Annotated in this window: 19 protein-coding genes, 6 tRNA genes, 1 rRNA gene and 1 pseudogene; 25 read left to right on the top strand and 2 right to left on the bottom strand. The window is 43.5% G+C overall.

Annotation, left to right across the window (positions count from 1 at the left end; all coding sequences use genetic code 11):
• From BLR42_RS04930 to BLR42_RS04895, 8 genes are all read left to right on the top strand, one after another.
• Positions 1 to 328 (top strand): 23S ribosomal RNA (locus tag BLR42_RS04930); the annotation flags it as partial.
• A 95-nt stretch (positions 329 to 423) separates the two neighbouring features.
• A tRNA-Asp gene (locus tag BLR42_RS04925) sits at positions 424 to 497 on the top strand.
• Positions 498 to 524: 27 nt separating this feature from the next.
• Positions 525 to 597, top strand: a tRNA-Val gene (locus tag BLR42_RS04920).
• 31 nt (positions 598 to 628) lie between these two features.
• Positions 629 to 701: transfer RNA gene (locus BLR42_RS04915), tRNA-Thr, on the top strand.
• A gap of 8 nt (positions 702 to 709) precedes the next feature.
• A tRNA-Tyr gene (locus tag BLR42_RS04910) sits at positions 710 to 791 on the top strand.
• A gap of 13 nt (positions 792 to 804) precedes the next feature.
• A tRNA-Met gene (locus BLR42_RS04905) sits at positions 805 to 878 on the top strand.
• A gap of 9 nt (positions 879 to 887) precedes the next feature.
• Positions 888 to 960, top strand: a tRNA-Phe gene (locus BLR42_RS04900).
• Positions 961 to 1,153: 193 nt separating this feature from the next.
• On the top strand, positions 1,154 to 1,711 hold the full coding sequence (locus tag BLR42_RS04895) for an HD domain-containing protein (protein ID WP_091867095.1): 558 nt from the start codon (positions 1,154 to 1,156) through the stop codon (positions 1,709 to 1,711).
• Between the two features lie 102 nt (positions 1,712 to 1,813).
• Here BLR42_RS04895 and pckA read toward each other — a convergent pair whose 3' ends face one another.
• Positions 1,814 to 3,427 (bottom strand): phosphoenolpyruvate carboxykinase (ATP), encoded by a 1,614-nt coding sequence (gene pckA / locus BLR42_RS04890; protein ID WP_091867093.1) that lies wholly within the window; start codon positions 3,425 to 3,427, stop codon positions 1,814 to 1,816.
• Positions 3,428 to 3,671: 244 nt separating this feature from the next.
• On the opposite strand from pckA, the gene BLR42_RS04885 reads away from it, so the two are divergent.
• From BLR42_RS04885 to BLR42_RS04850, 8 genes and pseudogenes are all read left to right on the top strand, one after another.
• Positions 3,672 to 5,117 carry an aminotransferase class I/II-fold pyridoxal phosphate-dependent enzyme gene (locus BLR42_RS04885; RefSeq protein ID WP_170832633.1) on the top strand — a complete coding sequence of 482 codons (1,446 nt, stop codon included), beginning with the start codon at positions 3,672 to 3,674 and terminating at the stop codon, positions 5,115 to 5,117.
• Between the two features lie 41 nt (positions 5,118 to 5,158).
• Positions 5,159 to 5,749 carry a nucleoside/nucleotide kinase family protein gene (locus BLR42_RS04880; protein ID WP_091867089.1) on the top strand — a complete coding sequence of 197 codons (591 nt, stop codon included), beginning with the start codon at positions 5,159 to 5,161 and terminating at the stop codon, positions 5,747 to 5,749.
• Between the two features lie 12 nt (positions 5,750 to 5,761).
• A complete protein-coding gene (locus tag BLR42_RS04875; protein WP_022760927.1) occupies positions 5,762 to 6,202 on the top strand; it encodes a YaaR family protein in 441 nt (146 codons plus the stop codon).
• A gap of 27 nt (positions 6,203 to 6,229) precedes the next feature.
• Complete coding sequence (locus BLR42_RS04870) at positions 6,230 to 7,261, top strand: DNA polymerase III subunit (RefSeq protein ID WP_091867087.1); 1,032 nt, start codon at positions 6,230 to 6,232, stop codon at positions 7,259 to 7,261.
• A 3-nt stretch (positions 7,262 to 7,264) separates the two neighbouring features.
• Positions 7,265 to 8,164, top strand: a pseudogene (locus BLR42_RS23790) (stage 0 sporulation family protein); the annotation flags it as partial.
• Between the two features lie 448 nt (positions 8,165 to 8,612).
• The gene (locus BLR42_RS04860; protein WP_022760930.1) at positions 8,613 to 9,368 is read left to right on the top strand and encodes a tRNA1(Val) (adenine(37)-N6)-methyltransferase; all 756 of its coding nucleotides are present in this window, start codon (positions 8,613 to 8,615) and stop codon (positions 9,366 to 9,368) included.
• Positions 9,358 to 10,215: a 16S rRNA (cytidine(1402)-2'-O)-methyltransferase gene (gene rsmI, locus BLR42_RS04855; protein ID WP_091867083.1), complete on the top strand. Its 858-nt coding sequence runs from the start codon at positions 9,358 to 9,360 to the stop codon at positions 10,213 to 10,215. Before BLR42_RS04860 ends, rsmI begins: the two co-directional genes overlap by 11 nt.
• Positions 10,216 to 10,294: 79 nt before the next feature.
• The gene (locus tag BLR42_RS04850; protein ID WP_242879199.1) at positions 10,295 to 10,744 is read left to right on the top strand and encodes a restriction endonuclease; all 450 of its coding nucleotides are present in this window, start codon (positions 10,295 to 10,297) and stop codon (positions 10,742 to 10,744) included.
• Positions 10,745 to 10,855: 111 nt separating this feature from the next.
• Here the strand turns inward: BLR42_RS04850 and BLR42_RS04845 are convergent, their stop codons facing one another.
• Positions 10,856 to 11,416, bottom strand: coding sequence for a hypothetical protein (locus tag BLR42_RS04845; protein ID WP_022760933.1), 561 nt, complete (start codon positions 11,414 to 11,416; stop codon positions 10,856 to 10,858).
• Positions 11,417 to 11,749: 333 nt separating this feature from the next.
• On the opposite strand from BLR42_RS04845, the gene BLR42_RS04840 reads away from it, so the two are divergent.
• The 9 genes from BLR42_RS04840 to metG all read left to right on the top strand — a co-directional run bounded on the left by BLR42_RS04840 (position 11,750) and on the right by metG (position 22,903).
• Positions 11,750 to 13,345 carry a xylulokinase gene (locus BLR42_RS04840; protein ID WP_026498722.1) on the top strand — a complete coding sequence of 532 codons (1,596 nt, stop codon included), beginning with the start codon at positions 11,750 to 11,752 and terminating at the stop codon, positions 13,343 to 13,345.
• Between the two features lie 11 nt (positions 13,346 to 13,356).
• On the top strand, positions 13,357 to 14,052 hold the full coding sequence (locus BLR42_RS04835) for an L-ribulose-5-phosphate 4-epimerase (protein WP_022760935.1): 696 nt from the start codon (positions 13,357 to 13,359) through the stop codon (positions 14,050 to 14,052).
• 225 nt (positions 14,053 to 14,277) lie between these two features.
• Positions 14,278 to 15,111, top strand: coding sequence for a transketolase (locus BLR42_RS04830; RefSeq protein WP_022760936.1), 834 nt, complete (start codon positions 14,278 to 14,280; stop codon positions 15,109 to 15,111).
• Positions 15,112 to 15,128: 17 nt separating this feature from the next.
• Complete coding sequence (locus BLR42_RS04825) at positions 15,129 to 16,070, top strand: transketolase family protein (RefSeq protein WP_091867081.1); 942 nt, start codon at positions 15,129 to 15,131, stop codon at positions 16,068 to 16,070.
• An 81-nt stretch (positions 16,071 to 16,151) separates the two neighbouring features.
• A complete protein-coding gene (gene rpe, locus BLR42_RS04820; protein ID WP_091867108.1) occupies positions 16,152 to 16,811 on the top strand; it encodes a ribulose-phosphate 3-epimerase in 660 nt (219 codons plus the stop codon).
• 668 nt (positions 16,812 to 17,479) lie between these two features.
• Positions 17,480 to 18,112, top strand: a complete 633-nt coding sequence (locus BLR42_RS04810) for a hypothetical protein (protein ID WP_091867077.1) — start codon at positions 17,480 to 17,482, stop codon at positions 18,110 to 18,112.
• Between the two features lie 105 nt (positions 18,113 to 18,217).
• Positions 18,218 to 19,771 (top strand): O-antigen ligase family protein, encoded by a 1,554-nt coding sequence (locus BLR42_RS04805; RefSeq protein ID WP_091867075.1) that lies wholly within the window; start codon positions 18,218 to 18,220, stop codon positions 19,769 to 19,771.
• 128 nt (positions 19,772 to 19,899) lie between these two features.
• Complete coding sequence (locus tag BLR42_RS04800; protein WP_091867073.1) at positions 19,900 to 20,775, top strand: methionyl aminopeptidase; 876 nt, start codon at positions 19,900 to 19,902, stop codon at positions 20,773 to 20,775.
• 70 nt (positions 20,776 to 20,845) lie between these two features.
• Positions 20,846 to 22,903 (top strand): methionine--tRNA ligase, encoded by a 2,058-nt coding sequence (metG, locus tag BLR42_RS04795; RefSeq protein ID WP_091867071.1) that lies wholly within the window; start codon positions 20,846 to 20,848, stop codon positions 22,901 to 22,903.
• Positions 22,904 to 22,905: the final 2 nt, after the last annotated feature.

Raw genomic sequence — 22,905 nt, 5'->3', positions numbered from 1 at the left:
TACGCGAGCTGGGTTCAGAACGTCGTGAGACAGTTCGGTCCCTATCCGGCGCGGGCGTAGGATATCTGAGAGGAGCTGTCCTTAGTACGAGAGGACCGGGATGGACGGACCGCTGGTGTATCAGCTGCATCGCCAGATGCATAAGGCTGGGTAGCCAAGTCCGGAAGGGATAAACGCTGAAGGCATCTAAGCGTGAAGCCCCCCTCAAGATGAGATATCCCTGCTTCGGCAGTAAGACCCCTTAGAGACTATGAGGTAGATAGGCACAAGGTGTAAGCATGGTAACATGTTCAGCTGATGTGTACTAATAGGTCGAGGGCTTGTCCAAAAAAATATGGATATAGAACAAAAAAAGTAGTTGATTTTCTGTAAGCGATGTAGTATCATTTCAGTGTTCGGTTTTGAAGGTACAGACGAAGATCTGGCCCGGTGGCTCAGCTGGTTAGAGCGCCGCCCTGTCACGGCGGAGGTCAGGGGTTCGAACCCCCTTCGGGTCGTTCAATAATCTAATATTTGTGAAATCTGGGGTCTTAGCTCAGCTGGGAGAGCATCTGCCTTACAAGCAGAGGGTCATAGGTTCGAGCCCTATAGGCCCCACTATTTCTGAAAAGACATTTTTCAGAAGTAAGCCGATGTGGCTCAATTGGCAGAGCAGCTGATTTGTAATCAGCAGGTTAACGGTTCGAGTCCGCTCATCGGCTCTTTATATGGATGGCTTCCCGAGTGGCCAAAGGGGACAGACTGTAAATCTGCTGCAAATTGCTTCGGTGGTTCGAATCCACCGCCATCCATTCAACTTAATATCGCGGGGTGGAGCAGTCTGGAAGCTCGTCGGGCTCATAACCCGAAGGTCATAGGTTCAAATCCTGTCCCCGCTACTCAAATTTGCCTAGATAGCTCAGTTGGTAGAGCAGAGGACTGAAAATCCTCGTGTCCTTGGTTCGATTCCGAGTCTAGGCATCTTTTTTATTAATTTTTATTCTTTTTTCAGTTTTATTTTTCCCGGTTATGCCGTATAATACAATCCGTGAGAAGTACAGATGTATATTCTTGTTTTAAGCAATATAGTAAGGCAAGAGGCCGTAGCTTTTATTTGCTGAAGCTGGGATGAGCATCTTTGATTTTAGGTATTAAGAGTTAGGATTTATCATATATGACAAGAGAAGAGAAGCACAGGCTTATCGAGGAGAGGCGCAAGCATGTCAGAGAGGTTTTAGCAAAACACGGTAATGATATTCTTGAATCTCATAAGTTCCACAAGACCAAGCATTTTATCCAGCATGGAGACATGTCTGTTTATGATCACAGTCTAAGTGTTGCTGAGAGGGCAATTAGAATCAATAGATTCATTCATGCGAAGTGCAAAGAGAGAGACCTGGTAAGGGGAGCTCTGTTACACGATTATTTCCTTTATGACTGGCATAAGGACGGCAAAGATAAGGGTAACGTACATCCTAAGCTTCATGGTTTTTTTCACCCCTCTACGGCCCTTAAAAACGCAAGTAGGGACTTCGTATTATCTGAACGTGAAAAGGACATCATAAAGAAGCATATGTGGCCATTAACGGTAATACCGCCTATGTGTAGGGAAGCTTGGATTGTTACGATGGCTGATAAGTATTGTTCAGCTATGGAGACCTTTGGACTTCATAAAGCAAAGATAAGAGCCAGACACATTGATTTACCGGCTCAGGATATAGAGAGACTATAAATCTATTCATAACTTTAATTATTATATCATTTACAATAAGAAGCAAATAAAAAGCGCCGGCATTCAAGCCGACGCTTTAATTATTTTATTTTGAGATTAAGATCAAAGCTTAGGACCAGCTGCTACAAGAGATTTACCTGCATCATTGCCTTCATACTTCTTGAAGTTCTTTGTGAATCTCTCTGCAAGATCCTTTGCCTTTGCTTCCCATTCAGAAGCATCTGCATATGTATCACGAGGATCAAGAATTGCAGGATCAACACCCGGAAGTGATGTAGGAACTTCGAAATCGAAGATCGGGATCTTCTTTGTCTCAGCCTTGTTTACATCGCCGTTAAGGATTGCATCGATGATTCCACGAGTATCCTTAATGGAGATACGCTTGCCTGTGCCGTTCCAACCTGTGTTAACAAGGTAAGCCTTAGCACCAGACTTCTGCATCTTTTTAACAAGCTCTTCACCATACTTTGTAGGATGAAGCTCAAGGAATGCCTGACCGAAGCAAGCTGAGAATGTAGGAGTGGGCTCTGTGATGCCACGCTCTGTACCAGCAAGCTTAGCTGTGAAGCCTGACAGGAAGTAGTACTGAGTCTGCTCAGGTGTAAGGATTGATACAGGAGGAAGTACTCCAAATGCATCAGCTGAAAGGAAGATAACGTTCTGAGCATCAGGACCAGCAGAAATCTTGTTAACCTTTGAAGCGATGTTGCTGATGTGGCTGATAGGATAAGATACACGAGTGTTCTCTGTAACGCTCTTATCATCAAAGTCGATCTTACCATTTGCATCAACTGTTACGTTCTCAAGAAGAGCATCTCTCTTGATTGCGTTGTAGATGTCGGGCTCAGCGTCCTTATCAAGACCGATAACCTTAGCATAGCAGCCGCCCTCGAAGTTGAACACTCCGTTGTCGTCCCAGCCGTGCTCATCATCACCGATAAGAAGTCTCTTAGGATCTGTTGAAAGAGTTGTCTTACCTGTTCCTGAAAGACCGAAGAAGATAGCAGTGTTCTTACCTTCCATATCAGTATTAGCTGAGCAGTGCATGGAAGCCATGCCCTTAAGAGGAAGGTAGTAGTTCATCATTGAGAACATACCCTTCTTCATTTCTCCGCCGTACCATGTGTTGATGATAACCTGCTCACGGCTTGTGATATTGAATGCTACGCAAGTCTCGGAGTTAAGGCCAAGTTCCTTGTAGTTGTCAACCTTAGCTTTTGATGCGTTGTAAACAACGAAATCAGGCTCGAAAGAAGCAAGCTCTTCATCTGTAGGAACGATGAACATATTCTTAATGAAGTGAGCCTGCCAAGCAACCTCAACGATGAAACGAACTGCCATACGGGAATCCTTGTTAGCACCGCAGAATGCATCAACAACGAAAAGTCTCTTGTCGCAAAGCTCTTTCTTAGCGATATCCTTAACTGTAGCCCATACTTCTTCGCTCATGGGATGGTTGTCGTTCTTATACTCGTCAGATGTCCACCAAACGGTATCCTTTGAGTTGGAATCCATAACGATGTACTTATCCTTAGGAGAACGTCCTGTGTAGATACCTGTCATAACATTAACAGCACCGAGCTCAGTATCCTGACCTACTTCGAATCCCTCAAGACCGGCCTTCTTTTCTTCTTCGTAAAGTGTTTCGTAAGAAGGGTTGTGCACGATCTCAGTTGTGCCTGTAATGCCATACTGTGTTAAATTGATTTCTGCCATTTCTTTAACTCCTTTTCTTTTTCTATTGTGATATCTGTTTGTAAAGAACAGATAAACGCTCCAAAACTTATTATACAATACATTTAGGTAAAAATAATATAAAATTGCTATAAATTTAACAAAACGTTCAGAAATTATCTAAGAAAAAGGCGGGTTTGAATACATAAAACAGATAAAGTATCATATTTGTAAGAGAAATACCTCTCAAAGACATTGAATTTCTAAACAGAAGATGGAAGTGTATATGAAAAAAGAAGAGAGTCTAAGAGACTGCCTTGAAAATTTAAAAAACAGTGATTTGTACCCATTTCACATGCCGGGACATAAAAGAAACCCGGGCGCAGGCGAGATGGCAAGATATATGGATATTGATATTACCGAGATTGATGACTACGACAATCTCCATGATGCAGACGGAATTATACTAAGGGCGGAGGAGCGTGCTAACGCTCTATACGGAGCAGATGAAACGCATTTTCTTGTAAACGGAAGTTCAAGCGGAGTATTGGCGGCGATTTCTGCGGTTGCAGGCAGGGGTGAGAAAATCATAGCAGGAAGGAATGCCCATAAATCCTTTTATCATGCAGTCTACCTTCGTGAACTGGATGTCACATATATCCTACCGGATCCGGAAGGTCTGGTTAACCCGAAGGGTATCGAAGATGCTTTTGATAAAAACCCTGGAATAAAGGCTGTTTTTATAACTTCGCCAACCTATGAAGGCATGGTGTCGGATGTAAAGAAAATAGCAGAGATTACACATAAAAATGGGGCAATCCTGGTGGTTGATGAAGCTCATGGGGCGCATTTCGGACTTTATAAAAAGCTGCCAGAAAGCTCCGTGACCGAAGGAGCGGATATAGTGATACATAGCCTTCACAAGACATTGGCGGCAATGACCCAGACAGCACTTATTCATGTGAAGGGTGATAGAGTAGACCGTGAAAAACTTAGAAGGTTTTTAAGAATATATCAGACGAGCAGCCCTTCGTATGTGCTGATGGCATCGATAGATTCCTGTATAAAGGACATTAATGACAACGGTAAGGAAGTGCTTGAAAGACTGATTCGTTTCAGAAAAAGGATTGAGGCGGAAACAGCAGATCTCACATGGATAAGGATTCCTCATTTTTCAAAACGACAGGATCCAGGGAAGGTACTCATATGCTCTGCTGACGGTGCTATTACGGGACAACGGATATATGATATACTTCGATTAGAATATAAATTGCAGCCGGAGATGGCCGGTGATACTTATGCACTAGCTATAATAACGGGATATGATACCGAAGATGGAATTTCAAGGCTTATAGAAGCGGTAAAAGAACTGAACACCAGGATAGAGAATGAACAAAGTAATTGTTTAGGGAGTGCTCGGAACAAAAAAGACAAAAAGGAAAATATTGAACAGAGTAGCGGGCCGGTAGAACTTCCGAAAACAGTAATCCCTTTTTATAAGGCGTGGGACGCCGATATGGAGGAAGTTGATATTACAAGGGCGGCCGGAAGGGTTGCGGGAGATTTCATCAATTTATATCCGCCGGGGATACCTCTGGTGGTACCGGGAGAGGCAATTGATAAAGAGCTCGTTCGGAAAATTGGAGAATATATTAATGATGGAAGAAATGTTCAGGGTGTGAAGATCTCCGCAAAGGGAGAAAGGACCGTAAAGGTTGTGGCGCCGATGTGACATTTTTTCTGAAAAAATAAAAAATTGGGAAAAGACATAAAATGGGCAAGATTTATTTGATCATGGGCAGGAGCTCATGTGGAAAAGATACAATATATAAAAAGCTTTTGGAGCGCGGAAAGCTGGATCTCAAAAAGGTAATTATTTACACTACAAGACCGATGCGCGAAAAGGAAATGGACGGAGTTCAGTATTATTTTTGCAGCATAGAGCGTTATGAAAAATACAAAGAAGACCGTAAAATAATAGAGGAACGTACTTACAATACGATGTATGGTCCCTGGCACTATTTCACGGTGGATGACGGACAGATAGATCTAAGTGAGGGAAATTACCTCATGATTGGGACAGTAGATATGTATGTCTCAATCAAGGAGTACTTTGGTGAGCAGAATGTCGTGCCACTGATGATAAATGTAAGTGACGGCATGATAATGCAGAGAGCCATGAAGAGAGAGCTAAAGCAGGAAGAGCCCAAATACGATGAGATGTGCAGAAGATTTCTTGCGGATAAAGCGGATTATTCGGATGAGAGGCTTAAGGGTGCGGGGATAGACAGAACCTTCGATAATGACGGAGAACTGGAAGCCTGCCTTGATGAGATTGAGAGCTTTATCTTATCGGAAAAGTGATGAGGACATATTATGGATATAAGGATTGACAATGTTCAACCAACTTCACAGGTCCAACAGACACAGCCTCAGCAGGAGGTGAGCGGGGATTTTAAGTTCACACTTACAAGTAAGATCGAGGACTCGGCACTCGCAGAGCGCCTTAATCTGATGATGCAGGATATCGTGCAGCAGGGAAAACAGATTGCCAAGAAAAACGATATCAGGGACATGCAAAGATACCGCTTCCTTATCAAGGATTTTTTGAATGAAGTAGTCACAAGATCCCACGCCTTTTCACGTGAAAACTTCCTGGACAGACGAGGACGCCACAGAGTATACGGAATAATCAGACTTGTGGATGAAAATCTCGATGAACTGGCTCAGGAGCTCGTTAAGGATGAGAAGGACAATATAAGCATACTTGCCAAGATAGGCCAGATTCAGGGACTTCTACTGGACATTTTTACATAAACATATACTTAGGAGGAACGAGCGCAGATGGCGCGTTTTTCAGACATAATAGAGCAGGATCAGATAAAAGAGCATATGCAAAATGCTATCAGGACCGGCAAAATATCCCACGCCTACATAATTTCCGGCGATGTTGGAAGCGGAAAGAAAATGATTGCCAGGACCTTTGCAAAAACGATTCTGTGTGAAAACAAGCAAGAAATAGGTGGATATATCGAAAATTGCGGGGAGTGTCACTACTGCAAACAGGCAGAGAGCGGATCACATCCTGATATCAGAATTGTGGCTCATGAAAAGCCAACTTCAATAGGCGTTGATGAGATCAGAGATCAGGTTTGCGATGACGTATATATAAAACCCTACTCAGATCACAAAATATATCTTATTCCCGATGGGGAGCTCATGACGCAGCAGGCCCAGAATGCCCTTCTAAAGACGCTGGAGGAGCCGCCTGTTTATGCGACTATCATCATTTTGACATCCAATATCGATGCGTTTCTTCCGACTATTTTGAGCAGATGTATAGTATTTCCGATAAAGCCGGTGAGAGATGATCTGATACAAAAATACCTCATGGAAAAGAGGAAGGTTGTGGATTACAAGGCACACCTTGCCGTGTCCTTTGCGCAGGGAAATGTGGGAAAGGCAATCCAGCTTGCGGAAGATGAGAGTTTTGAAAAGCTGAAAAATGATGCGATAGATCTGACGGCAAGGCTTCCTAAAGCGCAGATAAGCGATGTAATTGCAAGGCTTCAACTGCTGCTGACACCGGAGGGCAGCAGCGAGAAAAAACCGGATGCACTTTTAACAAACGATTTTCTTGATGTGCTTATGTTCTACGTCAGAGATATCCTGGTGTATAAGGCAGAAGGGAGCGCGGATCACTTGATTTTCGCGGATAAACTGTCGTATATTAGTAGTGTTACGGAAAAATGTTCCTATAAGGAAATTGATAATATATTAAAGGCAATTGACAGGGCCAGAAACAGGATTCATTCCAATGTAAACAGTCTTATGACCCTTGAGATGCTGATGCTTGATATAAAGGAGAATTTATAATATATGACCAGGGTTATCGGCGTAAGATTCAGAACGGCCGGCAAGATCTATTATTTTGATCCGGGTAATTTTGAAATAAAAAAGGGCGACCATGTAATTGTTGAGACAGCGAGGGGAGTTGAGTACGGAACAGTACTTTCCGATCCCAAGGATGTTGATGACAGCGAGGTTACAAAGCCCCTCAAGGCCGTACTTCGCATGGCGAATGAGAAGGACGACGAACAGGAAAAGAGCAACAGAACAAGGGAGAAGGAAGCTTTCAGGATCTGCAAGGAAAAGATAATTAAGCATGGTCTTGAGATGAAGCTTATAGATGCTGAGTACACCTTTGATAATAACAAGGTGCTGTTTTATTTTACTGCGGATGGCAGAATCGATTTCAGAGATCTGGTAAAGGATCTCGCATCAGAGTTTAAGACCAGAATAGAGCTCAGGCAGATCGGTGTAAGAGATGAGACTAAGATAATCGGAGGATACGGAATCTGCGGCAGACCGCTTTGCTGCCATTCCTATCTTGCGGACTTTATCCCGGTTTCCATAAAAATGGCTAAGGAGCAGAATCTTTCACTTAATCCGACAAAGATTTCCGGTGTTTGCGGAAGACTTATGTGCTGCCTGAAAAACGAAGAGGATGTATACGAGGAGCTCAACCGCAAGATGCCCGGAGTTGGTGATATCGTTAAGACAAGCGATGAACTTGAGGGTGAAGTTGCAAGTGTAAATATCCTCAGACAGACAGTGAAGATTCTTGTTGATGTGGATGATGAGAAGGAAGTTCACGAGTGCAATGTAGACGACCTTACTCTTGTGAGAAAGAAGCAGAAGCATAAGCAGAATCAGCCAAAGGAGAAGGATGCAGACGAAGAGGCTGCAAAGGCTTTGGAGCAGCAGGATAAGAATCAGGCTCCTTCCCAGGAAAAGAAGCAGAATAATAATCAGGACAGAAAGCAGAATGCTCCTCAGGAGAAAAATCAGAAAAAGGAAGCTGATGCAGACAAGGAAGTAAATCGCGCAAATACTGATAATTCTGAAGCTTCGGCAGCAGGTTCTGCTGATAGTGCGAAGGATAAGGAAAGCACACCTGACAGAAACCAGGGTAAAGAGCAGAATCCTGGCAAGGATCAGAATTCTAATAAAGATCAGAATACGAATAAAGACCAGAATTCAAACAAAGACCAGAGAAATTTCGATAAGAAGAACAGAAAAAAGAATTTCAATAAAAAAGGTCAGAACAACCGCGGTAAGAATCAGGACAACAGAAACCAGAATAATAGAGACCGAAACAATAAGAATCAGGGCAACAGAGATTCCGGAAAAGATAACAGAAACCAGAATCGCAGCGAGGGAGCGGATGGAAAACAGCAAAACTAACGAGTTTTTCCTAAAACCCGGAGAGAGACTTGATGATCTTCAGCGAAATGAGCTAATGATCATCCAGGATCCGGAGAGGTTTTGCTTCGGGATGGATGCGGTACTGCTATCGGGATTTGCTACGGCCACAAAAGGTGACCGGGTTCTTGACCTTGGTACGGGAACCGGCATTATTCCACTTTTGATGTCAGCGAAAACTGATGCAGAGGAGCTGATAGGTCTCGAAATACAAGAGGATAGTGCGGACATGGCAAGAAGGAGCGTTTGCTATAACAAGCTGCAGGACCGTGTCCGAATAGTTTGCGGAGATATAAAAGAGGCGGAGAAAATATTTGAACCTGCCTCTTTTGACGTTGTAACAACAAATCCGCCCTATATGATAAAGGGACATGGGCTGACAAATCCTGATAGTCCCAAAGCTATAGCTCGGCATGAAGTACTTTGTGACCTGAAGGACGTCATGAGGGCGGCCAAGATAATGCTTCATCCCGGCGGAAAGTTTTTTATGGTTCACAGACCGTTCAGGCTTGCGGAGATACTTGCCTGTATGCAGGAAAACAGGATTGAGCCAAAGCGTATACGGATGGTCCACCCTTATATCGATAAGGAACCGAGTATGGTACTTATAGAAGGAGCAAGGGACGGAAAGCCAAGGCTTTCGGTGGATCCGCCGCTTATCATATACGATGAACCGGGGAAGTACGGTAGAGAGATGGTTGAAAATTATGGATTCTAAAACCGGCATGTTATACCTCTGTGCAACACCCATAGGGAATCTTGGAGACATTACGGAGAGGGTACTTGAGACACTTCGCAGTGTCGACATTATTGCGGCAGAGGATACCAGAAACAGCATAAAACTGCTCAATCATTTCGATATTCATACGGAAATGACGAGCTATCACGAATATAATAAGGTCGAAAAGGCAGAATATCTGATACATCTGATGCAGGAGGGCAAGGATATTGCTCTCATAACGGATGCGGGAACGCCTGCAATTTCGGATCCCGGAGAAGTTCTTGTGCGCATGTGCCACGAGGCAGGAATTACAGTGACCTCGCTTCCCGGACCGGCGGCTTGCATTACAGCGCTTACCTTGTCTGGCCTTAACACCAGAAGATTTGTATTCGAAGGATTTTTGCCGGGACTTGATGACAAAAAGGAGCGAAGACGAATTCTCGAGCAGCTTCGGGATGAGCACAGAACAATCATTATGTATGAAGCACCCCATCATTTAAGGGGAACACTTAATGACTTAAGAGATGCACTTGGTAATAGGAAGCTCACAGTATGCAGGGAGCTAACGAAACGTTTCGAGGAAATAATGCCAACCACGATAGAAGGTGCGGTTACTTATTATGAGGAAAATGAGCCCCGCGGGGAATATGTTCTTGTAATAGAAGGGATAAGTCTGGATGAGCTGGATAGGCAGCAGAGGCAGGAATGGTCGAAGATGAGCCTTCAGGATCACATGGCTTACTATGAAAATGGAGGCATGAGCCACAAGGATGCAATGAAGCAGGTTGCTGCCGACAGAGGAGTCGGGAAGCGCGAGATCTACAAGGCGCTCCTGGAGGATTAAATAGATTATTCTAATGGATGGAAGAATAAAATGTCTTCCCCCACTGGGGAAGGTGCCCGAAGGGCGGATGAGAGGCATTTTGAGCATAAATAATAACATAATACTTATATCGATTTTAATAGCCGTAATCTTACTAATCCTGCTCGTCCTTCTGCTGATAATCCGAATACGCAGGCATCGCCCTCTTCCGATGGATGAACTTGAGGGACATGACTTTGAGTATTACTGTGCGGACCTTTTAAAAGCACACGGATTTATTGATGTTGAAGTTACGAAAGGTAGCGGAGATTTCGGAGCGGATATACTTGCGGAAAAAGACGGCATCAGTTATGCCGTGCAGTGCAAGTGCTATGATAAACCCATCGGAGTAAGGGCGGTTCAGGAAGTTTACGCAGGCCGTGATTATTACGATTGTATGGTGGGAGTAGTGATGACGAATCAATATTTCACGGCACCTGCTGTGGAACTTGCAAAGAAATTGAAGATTATGCTGTGGGATAGGGGATATATAGATTCCATGGAGGATTGAGACCAAAAAGGCTGTCGTACCAAAAGCGGTACGACAGCCTTTCTTACGATTTATTCATAGTTACACATCCGATAATTAGGTTCTTATTATTCTTAAGTTACCTAATATAGCTTATTTCCATCCAAGGCAATCCTTGTATGTCTCTTCTGTTCCGGCTGCGAGGTTGCCACCCTGGAAGATATAGATCTGGTTATCGGAAGCTTTAAGGTTGAGTGCAATCTGTCTGTCGTTAACTTTCTCAACAGCGATAGTATTGAACTTCTCACCATGCATTGATACAGCAACGATATCTGAAGGCATATCAAAACCATCTTTAACATGTAATACTACTCTGCCACCAGAAAGAAGGGGCGGAAGCTTAACGCCGAAAGCGCAAACAATTGTTGAACCATGTGCTGCAGCTACAGACTGAGCTGTTCCTGTATAATTAGGAAATACATGGAATAAATCTGCTGTCATGCCGGATTTCTCCTGACCTTCGATAGTGCAGTCGCCTACACCTGAAGATACGGGAACGAAATCATTGGTCTCAAGCCAGAGTCCGCTAAGAACTGCGTTGTTAGTATACTCACCGGGAAGTAATCTGCCGGGAGCCATGGGAGCTGCGCATACGGAAATAGACATAGCGCAAACCATAACTGCTGCTAAAGCGAAAGAAACAATTTTCTTCATTTGAATTTCCTCCTTAATACGATTAAGTTTCGGATGTAACTACGTTACTGCCAAACATCATAGCGTATAGATATAAATATAACATTTAGATAATATAAAGAATTTATTAAATAAGGATGCAAAAAACGCCATACGGCATGGGGACTGAGTCTCAGATTATTTTATTATTTGCTAAAGAAATTTGAATTAAAATAAACAAGTTGTACATATAAATCGTCAGAAAGTTGTACAAAATGCCTACACAAATAGCATTGACCGTGTATAATATCGCGGCTATGATAAAATCTTGGAGAGGAATCTTCTGATTTAAAAAAGGAAAAGGAGAATAGAATTATGGGAGATGCAAAAAGTGCTATTGTTGAGGGAAAAACATTACTCGGAATAGAATTTGGTTCCACAAGAATCAAAGCGGTTCTTACCGATATGGATAACAACCCGATTGCGCAGGGTTCTCACGGATGGGAGAACAGACTGGACAACGGAATATGGACTTATACACTTGATGATATCTGGGGTGGACTTCAGGACTGCTATAAAAAGCTTACCGAAGATGTTGAGAAACAGTATGGCGAAAAGCTTACAAAGGTAGGTGCCATGGGCTTTTCGGCAATGATGCACGGATACATGGCATTTGATAAAGACGATAATCTTCTGGTTCCTTTCAGAACCTGGAGAAACACAATAACCGAGCAGGCTTCCGAGGAACTTACAGAGCTTTTCGGATATCATATTCCTCAGAGATGGAGTATTGCTCACCTCTATCAGGCAATGCTTAATGGAGAGGATCATGTAAAGAACGTGACATTCTTCACGACACTTGCAGGATATATTCATTGGCAGCTCACAGGAGAGAAGGTTCTCGGAGTGGGTGATGCATCAGGAATGTTCCCTATTGATTCAGCAACATGCGATTACAACGAAAAAATGGTAGGCCAGTTTGATAAACTTGCCGCTGATAAGGGCTTTGGCTTCAAGCTTCGTGATATTATTCCGAAATCACTTCCCGCAGGAGCAGATGCAGGAAAGCTCACCGCAGAAGGTGCTAAGAAGCTTGATCCTACAGGTACTCTTGAGGCAGGCATTCCGGTATGTCCTCCTGAGGGAGATGCAGGAACAGGTATGGTTGCAACAAACTCTGTTGGTGTAAGAACAGGTAATATCTCAGCTGGAACCTCTGTATTCTCAATGGTAGTTCTTGAGCATGACCTTTCAAAAGCATATCCGGAGCTTGATCTTGTAACCACTCCCAGTGGCGAGCAGGTTGCAATGGTTCACTGCAACAATTGTACTTCAGACCTCAACGCATATGTAGGTCTTTTCAGAGAGTTTGCAGGAGCTATAGGAGCGGACGTTGATGACGACAAGCTTTACGGCACACTTTACAGAAAGGCTATGGAGGGAGATGCTGATTGCGGCGGACTTCTTGCATATAACTACTTCTCAGGTGAGAGCATCACAGGCTTCAACGAAGGAAGACCGCTGTTCGTAAGAAGACCTGATGCAAAGATGAATCTTGCAAACTTCATGAGAACACACCTTTATACTGCACTCGGTGCACTTAAGGTAGGTAACGACATCCTTATGAAGGAAGAGAACGTCAAGGCTGATTTCTTCTTTGGTCAGGGTGGATTTTTCAAGATCAGAGGCGTTGGTGACAGAGTTATGGCAGCAGCGCTCGACACACCGATCAAGCTTATGGAGACGGCAGGAGAGGGCGGCCCTTGGGGTCAGGCAATTCTTGCGGGCTTCATGCTTAATAAGGAAGATGGCGAGACACTTGAGCAGTACCTCAATAACAAGGTATTTAAGAGCGGAAAAGTTGATACCTGCGAGCCTGTAGCTGAGGATGTAAAGGGCTTCGATAAATTTATGGAAGACTATAAGGCCGGACTTGAGATCGAGAGAGCGGCAGTTAATAAGTTACTGTAAGGAGATAAATGATGTTAGAAGAACTTAAAAAGAAGGTCTACGAAGCAAACATTCTGCTTCCAAAGTACGGCCTTGTTACTTTTACCTGGGGAAATGTCAGTGAGATTGACAGAGAGTCTGGACTATTCGTAATAAAGCCCAGCGGAGTTGACTATGAGACCATGACTCCCGATGATATGGTTGTCATGGACTTAAACGGCAATAAGGTTGAGGGAAAGCTCAACCCCTCCTCAGACACACCTACACATGTGGAGATATATAAGGCATTTAAAGAGGTTGGGGGTGTGGTTCATACACATTCCTCTTATGCTACAAGCTGGGCACAGGCAGGAAGATCAATTCCCTGCTATGGTACAACACATGCGGATTATTTCTATGGTGAGATACCCTGCGTAAGATGCCTTACAAAGGATGAGATTGAGGATGCCTACGAGGAGAACACCGGTCACCTTATCGTAAACGAGTTCGAGGCGATGGGCAAGGATCCGGTGGCGGTTCCCGCAGTACTTTGCAAGAACCACGGCGTATTTTCCTGGGGTAAGGATGCTCATGAAGCTGTTCATAACGCAGTTGTAACAGAAGAAGTTGCCAAGATGGCATACAGATGCGAGGTTATTAATCCCAGAGTACAGCCCGCGCCTCAGGAGCTTCAGGATAAGCACTACTACAGAAAACATGGCGCGAATGCATATTATGGCCAGGGATGACCCCTCATCCGCCCTTCGGGCACCTTGTCTTCGCTCCGCTTCGGTCGGCGCAGAACAATCGTCCCCCGGACGATTTGCGCCCCACAAGGGGAAGGCAAGAAAGTGCAAAAAAACCGCAAAAATAGAATAGTCACATATTGCGAATTGTGCTAAATTTATACTGCACGCGTAGAAAAAGCTGTTCTGCGTGCAAAGAGAGACAGAAGTAAAGGAAGTGGAGGAATTATGACGAACAAAGAATTGCAGAAAATTGCAAATGAAGTCCGTAAGGGCATAGTCACAGCGGTTCACGCAGCAGGTGCAGGACACCCGGGCGGATCACTGTCAGCAGCAGATATCTACACATATCTGTATTTTGAGGAGATGAATATTGATCCCAAGGATCCTAAGGCAGAGAATCGTGATCGTTTCGTGCTTTCCAAGGGACACACAGCACCCGGCCTTTATTCAGTAATGGCTCAGCGTGGATATTTCCCCGTTGAGGAGCTTAAGACTCTTCGTAAGCTTGGTTCAAGACTTCAGGGACATCCCAGCATGCAGTACCTTCCCGGACTTGATATGTCATCAGGTTCACTTGGACAGGGTGTTTCAGTTGCTTGTGGTATGGCACTTTCTGCAAAGCTTGATAATAAAGACTACAGAACATACGCACTTTGCGGCGATGGTGAGATTGAAGAGGGTCAGATTTGGGAGGCAGCTATGTTTGCCGGCTTCCGTAAGCTTGACAACCTTGTTGTTATTGTAGATAACAACGGTCTTCAGATTGACGGACCTGTAGATGAAGTTTGCTCACCTTATCCTATTGATAAGAAGTTCGAAGCATTTAACTTCCATGTAATCAATATTGATGCACACGATTTTGATGCCATAAGAGCAGCCTTCAAGGAGGCTAGAGAGACCAAGGGACAGCCCACAGCAATTATTGCACACTCTATAAAGGGTAAGGGCGTATCCTTCATGGAGAACCAGGTTTCATGGCACGGTGTAGCACCTAATGATGAAGAGTATGCTAAGGCTATGGAAGATCTTAATAAGATCGGCGAAGCATTAGAAGCATAATAGATTTGGAGGTTAAAATGAGCGAAGTTAAGAAGATAGCTACCAGAGACAGCTATGGTAAAGAACTTATAGAGCTTGCAAAGGTTAACGACAAAGTAGTAGTACTTGACGCAGACCTTGCAGCAGCAACAAGAACAGGCTGGTTCAAGAAGGAATTCCCGGATCGTCACATCGACTGCGGTATCGCAGAGTGCAACATGATGGGCATTGCAGCAGGACTTGCTACAACAGGTAAGATTCCTTTTGTCAGCACATTTGCTATGTTTGCAACAGGACGTGCTTATGAGCAGGTTCGTAATTCAGTAGGATATCCTCATCTCAACGTTAAGATCGGCGGAACACATGCTGGAATTACAGTAGGTGAAGACGGTGCTAGCCACCAGTGTAACGAGGACCTTGCTCTTATGCGCACAATCCCCGGCATGGTAGTTATGTGCCCTGCAGATGATATCGAGGCAAGAGCTTGTGTACGTGCAGCAGCTGAGCACGAGGGCCCTGTTTACATCCGTTTCGGACGTGCAGCTTGCCCCATCGTTAATGACAGACCTGATTACAAGTTTGAGCTTGGTAAGGGAACTGTTCTTCGCGAGGGAACAGATGTCAGCATTATCGCTACAGGTATTGGCGTAGGTTCAGCTCTTGAAGCAGCTGAGAAGCTCGCAGTAGACGGCATCAGCGCAGAGGTTATTAACATCTGCACAATCAAGCCTATCGACAGAGAGCTTGTTGTTGCTACTGCAAAGAAGACAGGCAAGGTCGTAACTGTTGAGGAGCACTCTGTAATCGGCGGTCTTGGATCTGCAGTATGTGATGTTCTTTCAGAAGAGTGTCCTACAGTAGTTAAGAAGATCGGTATGCAGGATAAGTACGGCGAGTCAGGTTCTGCAGGAGATCTTGTTAAGAAGTACGGCCTTGATGGTGAGGGCGTATATAACTCAGTAAAAGAATTCTTGAAGTAATACTGATTTGAGATTTGACTAACAGCCTGCATATATGATATATGTGGGCTGTTATTATTTTGTTTGGAAGGAAATACACCTATCATGAATATTCTTGCACCATCTATTTTGTCGGCGGATTTTACAATACTTGGAGAGCAGATAAAGGAAACTGAGGCAGCAGGCGCACAGTACCTTCACTTCGATGTAATGGACGGATTGTTTGTGCCGTCAATATCCTTTGGATTACCTGTTCTTAAATCTATCAGGAAGGCTTCAAATCAGGTCTATGACGTTCATCTTATGATAGAAGAGCCTATTCGTTATATAGAACAATTTGCCGAAGCAGGGGCAGATATTATAACTTTCCATGTTGAGGCAGCATCTGATCCCAGAGAAGTAATAGATAAGATTCATAGTCTCGGAAAAAAAGCAGGTCTTGCAATAAAGCCCAAGACACCGGTAGAAGCAGTAAAATCTTACATCGAACATATTGATATGCTGCTTGTCATGACGGTTGAGCCCGGATTTGGCGGACAAAAGTATATAGATGAATGTACTGATAAAATACGAGAAGCAAGGGATCTGATTAAAGAAAAAGGGTTATCTGTAGATGTTGAAATAGATGGCGGAGTCACAATGAATAATATTAATGTACCGCTGAAAGCAGGTGCAAATGTAATTGTAGCCGGATCTGCAGTATTTAATGGTGATATTCAGGAAAATGTAAGAAGTTTAATGGCAGAATTTGAAATAGTATGAGCTTTTAAGGAGTGATGATAATCCGCATCACTCCTTAATTTTTTCTAAAATATCTCTAAATTTCGAGAATTGCTGCGCCATATATCGTATAATTATATTGGAAGTATACCCAGTTGTGAAAGTAAGGGTAACGATATGGCGCACAATGTTAGAAATATATGCATGAATTGTGGAAGATTTTTCATAGCAAGGGAGAGTAACCATGCTTTCTGTTCGCTTGAATGTAAGAAAATGTATTCCAATCATTCAGGCTATAGATGCAGGGATTGCAGGAATGCAGCCTGTAAGGTAAGGAACGATTCGCTTATGAATTCTCCGCCTGATTGCGAAAATTTGCAGCTCCATAAATCCTACAAGGTATCGGGCTCAAAATAAATGTAATATTTAATTTATCGAAATACTATAATACAAATCAACTTAAAGAAAGGCGGATGTTTGCGAATGCGCATAATATCTGCCTTTTTGATATTTGTAGTGATGATTTTGAATAATTGTATTTATAAAAAAATTATAAAGAATTATAAAAAATGAAATGAATATTCACTAATTGAAACAAAAAAGCAACAATTAACTTGCAATTATATCCATATGAGTTATACTTATAAACAGCTTCGGAAAAAACCGAGGCTAAGAAAAGTGATTATAAAAAGACGAAAGGGGATACTATCATGAAACTTAACAAACACATTATGGCTATGAACTTAGCCGCAGTAATCGCTTTTGGTGCTGTTGCAGGCATCATTGCACCTTCAGTTGCAGGTGAGGACAACATCGTTGCTTATGCTGCTGTTACAGACGGACAGGCATCTGTTCAGGATGAAGTAACTGGTGGTCAGGTATCATTTAACGAGAAGGACAACCCGGACCTTAAGGGCTGCGATTTTGAGTCTAATGGTGATGGCGCTACAGTAACACTTACAGCTGTTGATAAGAAAGCTAAGAAGATTAAGTTTAAGGCGGGAACATTGAAGGTTGGTGATAAGGAATATAAGATTACCAGTATCAAGAAGGGTACATTCAAGGGCTCAAAGGCTACAAGCATAGATGTATCAGCACTTGAACTTGAGAAACTTACAGCTAATATGTTCCAGGGCGCAAAAAATGCTAAGACCATTAAGGTCAATGGTGCTAAGCTTACAAAGAAGAGCATTGACAAGAACTTTGTTAAGGGCCTGAAGAAGCTCACAAAGATTCAGGTTGTTGCTAAAGCAAAGCAGTTCAATAAGATTAAGAAGGCACTTAATACTGCAGCTAAGAAGACAGGCAACAAGAAAACACAGGTTAAGAGAGTAAAGAAGTAATTTAACCAATAGTCCTTATTACACAGGCAGGGAGAAATCCTTGCCTGTGTTTTTTTGCATAGGTATAATAAACGATGTGAAATTGTGTTTTACGGGAGGTTTGGATTGAGACAGAAGGACAAAACAACTGCGCAGGTAATTCATGAATACGGAGAACTGCTGACTAAGTACTATCTGGTGGTAATGTTTGTAGTTTTGCCGCTATATTATCAGAATGGCTATTCGGATATTGCAAATTCAAAATACATATTATATAGACTGGTATCTACAGCATTTTTGATAATTACAGGACTAGTGTGCTTCTTGGTTGAAACAGCCTGCGAAAAGACGCAGAATGTCAGAAAAAAGCCGATTCTTCCTATCATATTTGTAACCGCTCATCTGATTTTTAATCTCTTAACCTGGGTGTTTGCGGTTGACCATAAAATAGCATGGAGAGGGAATGGAAGTTGGCACATGGGATTACTGTCGCAGATTCTGTTTTTGGGCTCGATGCTTCTCGTTTACTATTATTACTCCGATAAGTATTTGATATGGATAGCAGCCGCAATAGGAGCTGTATTAACAGGGATACTTACTATATTGAACAGGATTGACATTTACCCCATCGATATGGGGAATAAATATCCGGGGTTCATTTCCACACTGGGTCAGACAAACTGGGCAACAATATATACGGTTATGCTGATTGGAGCAGGTATTGGATTGTTTGTTTATGAAGAAAAGCCTCTTTTCAGATATATTATTCTGGTCTTGAATTGTGTGGTTATAGCCGGAGCATGGATGGCGGGAAGTGATACCTTTTTACCGGCAATGTTCTTCGAACTTTTTATTATGTTTGGAATTTGCTTGAAGAAAAGAGACCTGATGAAGAGGTTTTCCGAGTTTCTCCTGGCATTTGGTATAGCTACAGAGTTTGTATACGTTTTTGTATTTGTTCTATTTCATGATAGATTTGTATTTGTTGATGAACAGGATGCAGTCAACACACTTTTGAAAATGCATATAGGCCTGATTATTATTGTAGGTTCATTGATAATTTTAGGCATTATGCAGTTAACTAAGAATAAAGAGTGGAATAAGAAACTTCTTGAGATAGCCTTTCGAGTACTGGTTTGCCTAATGCTTATTGCTTTGGCAGTAACTGTAGTCCTTATGGTAGTAGTAACAACTACACCTGAAAAAGCAGGCGCTTTTGCAAACATTCGAATGCTTAACTTTGATGATGACTGGGGAACTCACAGAGGCCTGAACTGGAAGTGCTCCATAGCCGGATTCATTAGGATGTCGCCTATTCGTAAAGTGATCGGAATGGGACAGGGATATTTTAATCCTCTTATGCAGTCCTTTCCTGATTTACAGGCGCGGTTAGAGGCGATGTATGAGGGCTTTGCACTGATGGTTGCTCACAACGAGTACCTTAACATGCTTATAGAGAACGGCATCCTCGGCTGTCTTACATACATCGGAGTGCTGGTTTCATCCTTTGCACTTCTTTGGAAAAGAGCGGATAAGCATAGACTTTCACTTATGGCATTGCTTTCACTTTCGGGCTATATTGCTTGCAGTTTCTTCTTTTTCCAGCATGTGTATGCGACATCTTTTATGTACATTTTCATTGCGATAGCGCTGTCAGAGATAAGAGGAGAGAAAGCATAAGCAGTCACGTTGACAATAATCGTTTCAAAAGGCATACTAGATAGTGGCTTTTTGGCAAAATGAGAATGGTTTTATTTTTCATAAAAAGTACTAATGACCGGTAGGAGTAGAAAGGTCGACAATAAGATATGTATAAAAAAATGGACAGAAACGATCCGTGCTGGTGCGGAAGCGGCAAGAAGTACAAGGCTTGCCATGAGAGCTTTGATGACAAGATAATCGCTCTCGAGAGAGCGGGAAAGATTGTTCCGAAACGCTCACTTTTGAAGACAGAGGCTGACATAGAGGGCATTAAGGCAAGTGCGAAGATAAATATGGCCTGCCTTGATGAGGTCGCTGATAAGATTAAGGCCGGTATGTCGACTCAGGATATTGATGATATCGTAGCTGATGTTACAAGGAAAATGGGCGGCATTGCAGCTCCTCTTAATTACGAGGGATTTCCCAAGAGCGTGTGCACTTCGATTAACGATATGGTGTGCCACGGAATTCCTTCTCCTGACGATATTTTACAGGATGGAGATATAATTAATGTAGACTGCTCAACGATTCTGAATGGCTACTTCTCAGATTCTTCACGAATGTTCTGTATTGGAGATGTGGATCCGGAGTGGAAGAAGTTGGTAGATGTAACCAAGGAAGCGGTTGAGATCGGTGTTAAGAATGTTATTCCATGGACTCCGCTCGGAGATATGGGAAATGCAGTTCATCAGCACGCTTTGAAGAACGGATATACAGTGGTTCGCGAGATTGGTGGTCACGGCTGCGGCAACGAATTCCATGAGGAACCGTTCGTTAGCTTTGTAAGTAAACCCGGCACAGAAATGATCATGGTTCCGGGCATGGTATTCACGATTGAGCCTATGATAAATATGGGAGGCGATAAGATCTTTGTGGATGCAGATAATGACTGGACTGTTTACACAGAGGACGGCTCACCTTCAGCACAGTGGGAAGTCGAGATTGTGGTGACAGAGACAGGCTGCGACATACTTTGCTGGTGACCCCTCATCCGGCGCTTCGCGCCACCTTCCCCCAAAGGGGGAAGGCAATAAAACAAGGAGATTTTGGTAAATGCAGAACAAAGGAAAATATTACATTACAACAGCGATTGCTTACACATCAGGTAAACCGCACATCGGTAACAGCTACGAGATAGTACTTGCCGATGCTATAGCAAGATATAAGAGGAAGGATGGCTATGACGTTCACTTCCAGACAGGCTCGGATGAGCACGGCCAGAAGATTGAGACCAGAGCTATCGAGGCAGGCTGCAGCAGCCCCAAGGAATTTGTTGACGGTGTTGCTGGTACAATCAAGAGCCTCTGGGATATGATGGACACTTCCTATGACCGTTTCATCAGAACAACCGATGAAGATCACGTGGAGCAGGTTCAGAAGATTTTCAAGAAATTCTATGACCAGGGAGATATCTACAAGGGATCCTACAAGGGAATGTACTGTACAGAGTGTGAGGCTTTTTACACTGAGTCTCAGCTTGTGGACGGCAAGTGCCCTGAGTGCGGATCAGATGTTCATCCCGCTGAAGAGGAAGCATACTTCTTCAAGATGAGTAAGTATGCGCAGCAGCTCATTGACCATATCAACAGCCATCCTGAGTTTATTCAGCCGGTTTCACGTAAGAATGAGATGATGAACAACTTCCTTCTTCCGGGACTTCAGGACCTGTGCGTTTCAAGAACCTCCTTCAAGTGGGGTATTCCTGTAAGCTTTGATGAGAAGCACGTTGTATATGTATGGCTTGATGCGCTCACAAACTATATCACCGGTATCGGCTATGATGTTGACGGCAGCAGTGAGCAGTATAAAAAATGGTGGCCTGCGGACCTCCATCTTATAGGAAAGGATATCATCAGATTCCATACTATTTACTGGCCGATTTTCCTTCTTGCACTTGGTGAGCCCCTTCCGAAGCAGGTATTCGGACATCCCTGGCTCCTTCAGGGCGGCGAGAAAATGAGTAAATCCAAGGGTAACGTTATCTATGCTGATGACCTTGTAAGCCTTTTCGGAGTTGATCCTGTTAAGTACTTTGTTCTTCACGAGATGCCCTATGATAATGATGGTGTTATCACTTGGGAGCTCATGGTTGAGCGTTACAACTCAGATCTTGCAAATACACTCGGTAACCTTGTAAACCGTACAATCGCTATGTCCAACAAGTACTTCGACGGCGTTGTGGCAGATAAGGGTGTAGAGGGAGGCATTGATGCTGACCTTAAAGCAGTTGTTACAGGTGCCTATGATAAGGTTGAGAAAAAGATGGATGAGCTTCGCGTAGCTGATGCTCTTACAGAGATTTTCACAGTTTTCAAGCGCTGCAATAAATATATAGATGAGACTGAGCCGTGGGCACTTGCAAAGGATGAGGCTCAGGCAGACAGACTTTCAACCGTTCTCTATAACCTTGTTGAAGGTATTACAATCGGAACAAGCCTTCTTGAGCCCTTCATGCCAAGAACAGCTGAGAAGATTTTCGGAATGCTTAACACTAAGAGCCGTGATTTTGATACACTTGATACCTTTGGAATGTATGAGAGCGGCACCAAGGTAACGGATGCTCCCGAGCAGACCTTTGCCAGAAAGGACCTTAATGAAGTCCTTGCAGAAGCAGCAAAGATAACAGAGAAGCAGAAAGCTGACTTCATTGAAAGCCAGAAAAAGGCTAAGGAAAACCTTACTAAAGCAGGAATGCTCAAGGAAGCTAACGCCATTGTTATAGGTGGTGCTGAAGAGAGCTCTGAGGAAGCGGCAGCAGACGGCGGAATCGATATTCCCGCAAAGGATGAGATCACTTTTGATGACTTTATGAAGCTTCAGTTCCAGGTTGGTGAGATCATCGCCTGCGAGGCTGTTCCGAAGTCCAAGAAGCTCCTTTGCTCACAGGTTAAGATCGGAAGCCAGACCAAGCAGATCGTATCAGGTATCAGCAAGTACTATTCTCCTGAGGAGATGGTTGGTAAGAAGGTAATGGTTCTTGTAAACCTTAAGCCTGCTAAGCTTGCGGGAGTACTGTCCGAGGGAATGCTCCTTTGTGCAGAGGATGCGGAGGGTAACCTTGCACTCATGACTCCCGAGAAGGCAATGCCTTCAGGCGCAGAGATATGCTGATA

This window comes from Butyrivibrio sp. INlla16 (assembly GCF_900104155.1).
Classification (GTDB): domain Bacteria; phylum Bacillota; class Clostridia; order Lachnospirales; family Lachnospiraceae; genus Butyrivibrio.
The sequence above is the reverse complement of the archived record's forward strand: the minus strand, read 5'-3'. Positions and strand labels throughout refer to the sequence as shown.

Excerpts from the sequence above, each read along its gene's own strand:
- BLR42_RS04810 (WP_091867077.1), top strand. The coding sequence starts at position 17,480 with ATGAAACTTAACAAACACATTATGGCTATGAACTTAGCCGCAGTAATC.
- BLR42_RS04835 (WP_022760935.1), top strand. The coding sequence starts at position 13,357 with ATGTTAGAAGAACTTAAAAAGAAGGTCTACGAAGCAAACATTCTGCTT.
- BLR42_RS04825 (WP_091867081.1), top strand. The coding sequence starts at position 15,129 with ATGAGCGAAGTTAAGAAGATAGCTACCAGAGACAGCTATGGTAAAGAA.
- BLR42_RS04870 (WP_091867087.1), top strand. The coding sequence starts at position 6,230 with ATGGCGCGTTTTTCAGACATAATAGAGCAGGATCAGATAAAAGAGCAT.
- BLR42_RS04845 (WP_022760933.1), bottom strand. The coding sequence starts at position 11,416 with ATGAAGAAAATTGTTTCTTTCGCTTTAGCAGCAGTTATGGTTTGCGCT.
- BLR42_RS04800 (WP_091867073.1), top strand. The coding sequence starts at position 19,900 with ATGTATAAAAAAATGGACAGAAACGATCCGTGCTGGTGCGGAAGCGGC.
- BLR42_RS04830 (WP_022760936.1), top strand. The coding sequence starts at position 14,278 with ATGACGAACAAAGAATTGCAGAAAATTGCAAATGAAGTCCGTAAGGGC.
- BLR42_RS04860 (WP_022760930.1), top strand. The coding sequence starts at position 8,613 with ATGGAAAACAGCAAAACTAACGAGTTTTTCCTAAAACCCGGAGAGAGA.
- metG (WP_091867071.1), top strand. The coding sequence starts at position 20,846 with ATGCAGAACAAAGGAAAATATTACATTACAACAGCGATTGCTTACACA.
- BLR42_RS04840 (WP_026498722.1), top strand. The coding sequence starts at position 11,750 with ATGGGAGATGCAAAAAGTGCTATTGTTGAGGGAAAAACATTACTCGGA.
- pckA (WP_091867093.1), bottom strand. The coding sequence starts at position 3,427 with ATGGCAGAAATCAATTTAACACAGTATGGCATTACAGGCACAACTGAG.
- rsmI (WP_091867083.1), top strand. The coding sequence starts at position 9,358 with ATGGATTCTAAAACCGGCATGTTATACCTCTGTGCAACACCCATAGGG.
- BLR42_RS04885 (WP_170832633.1), top strand. The coding sequence starts at position 3,672 with ATGAAAAAAGAAGAGAGTCTAAGAGACTGCCTTGAAAATTTAAAAAAC.
- BLR42_RS04895 (WP_091867095.1), top strand. The coding sequence starts at position 1,154 with ATGACAAGAGAAGAGAAGCACAGGCTTATCGAGGAGAGGCGCAAGCAT.
- BLR42_RS04880 (WP_091867089.1), top strand. The coding sequence starts at position 5,159 with ATGGGCAAGATTTATTTGATCATGGGCAGGAGCTCATGTGGAAAAGAT.
- BLR42_RS04875 (WP_022760927.1), top strand. The coding sequence starts at position 5,762 with ATGGATATAAGGATTGACAATGTTCAACCAACTTCACAGGTCCAACAG.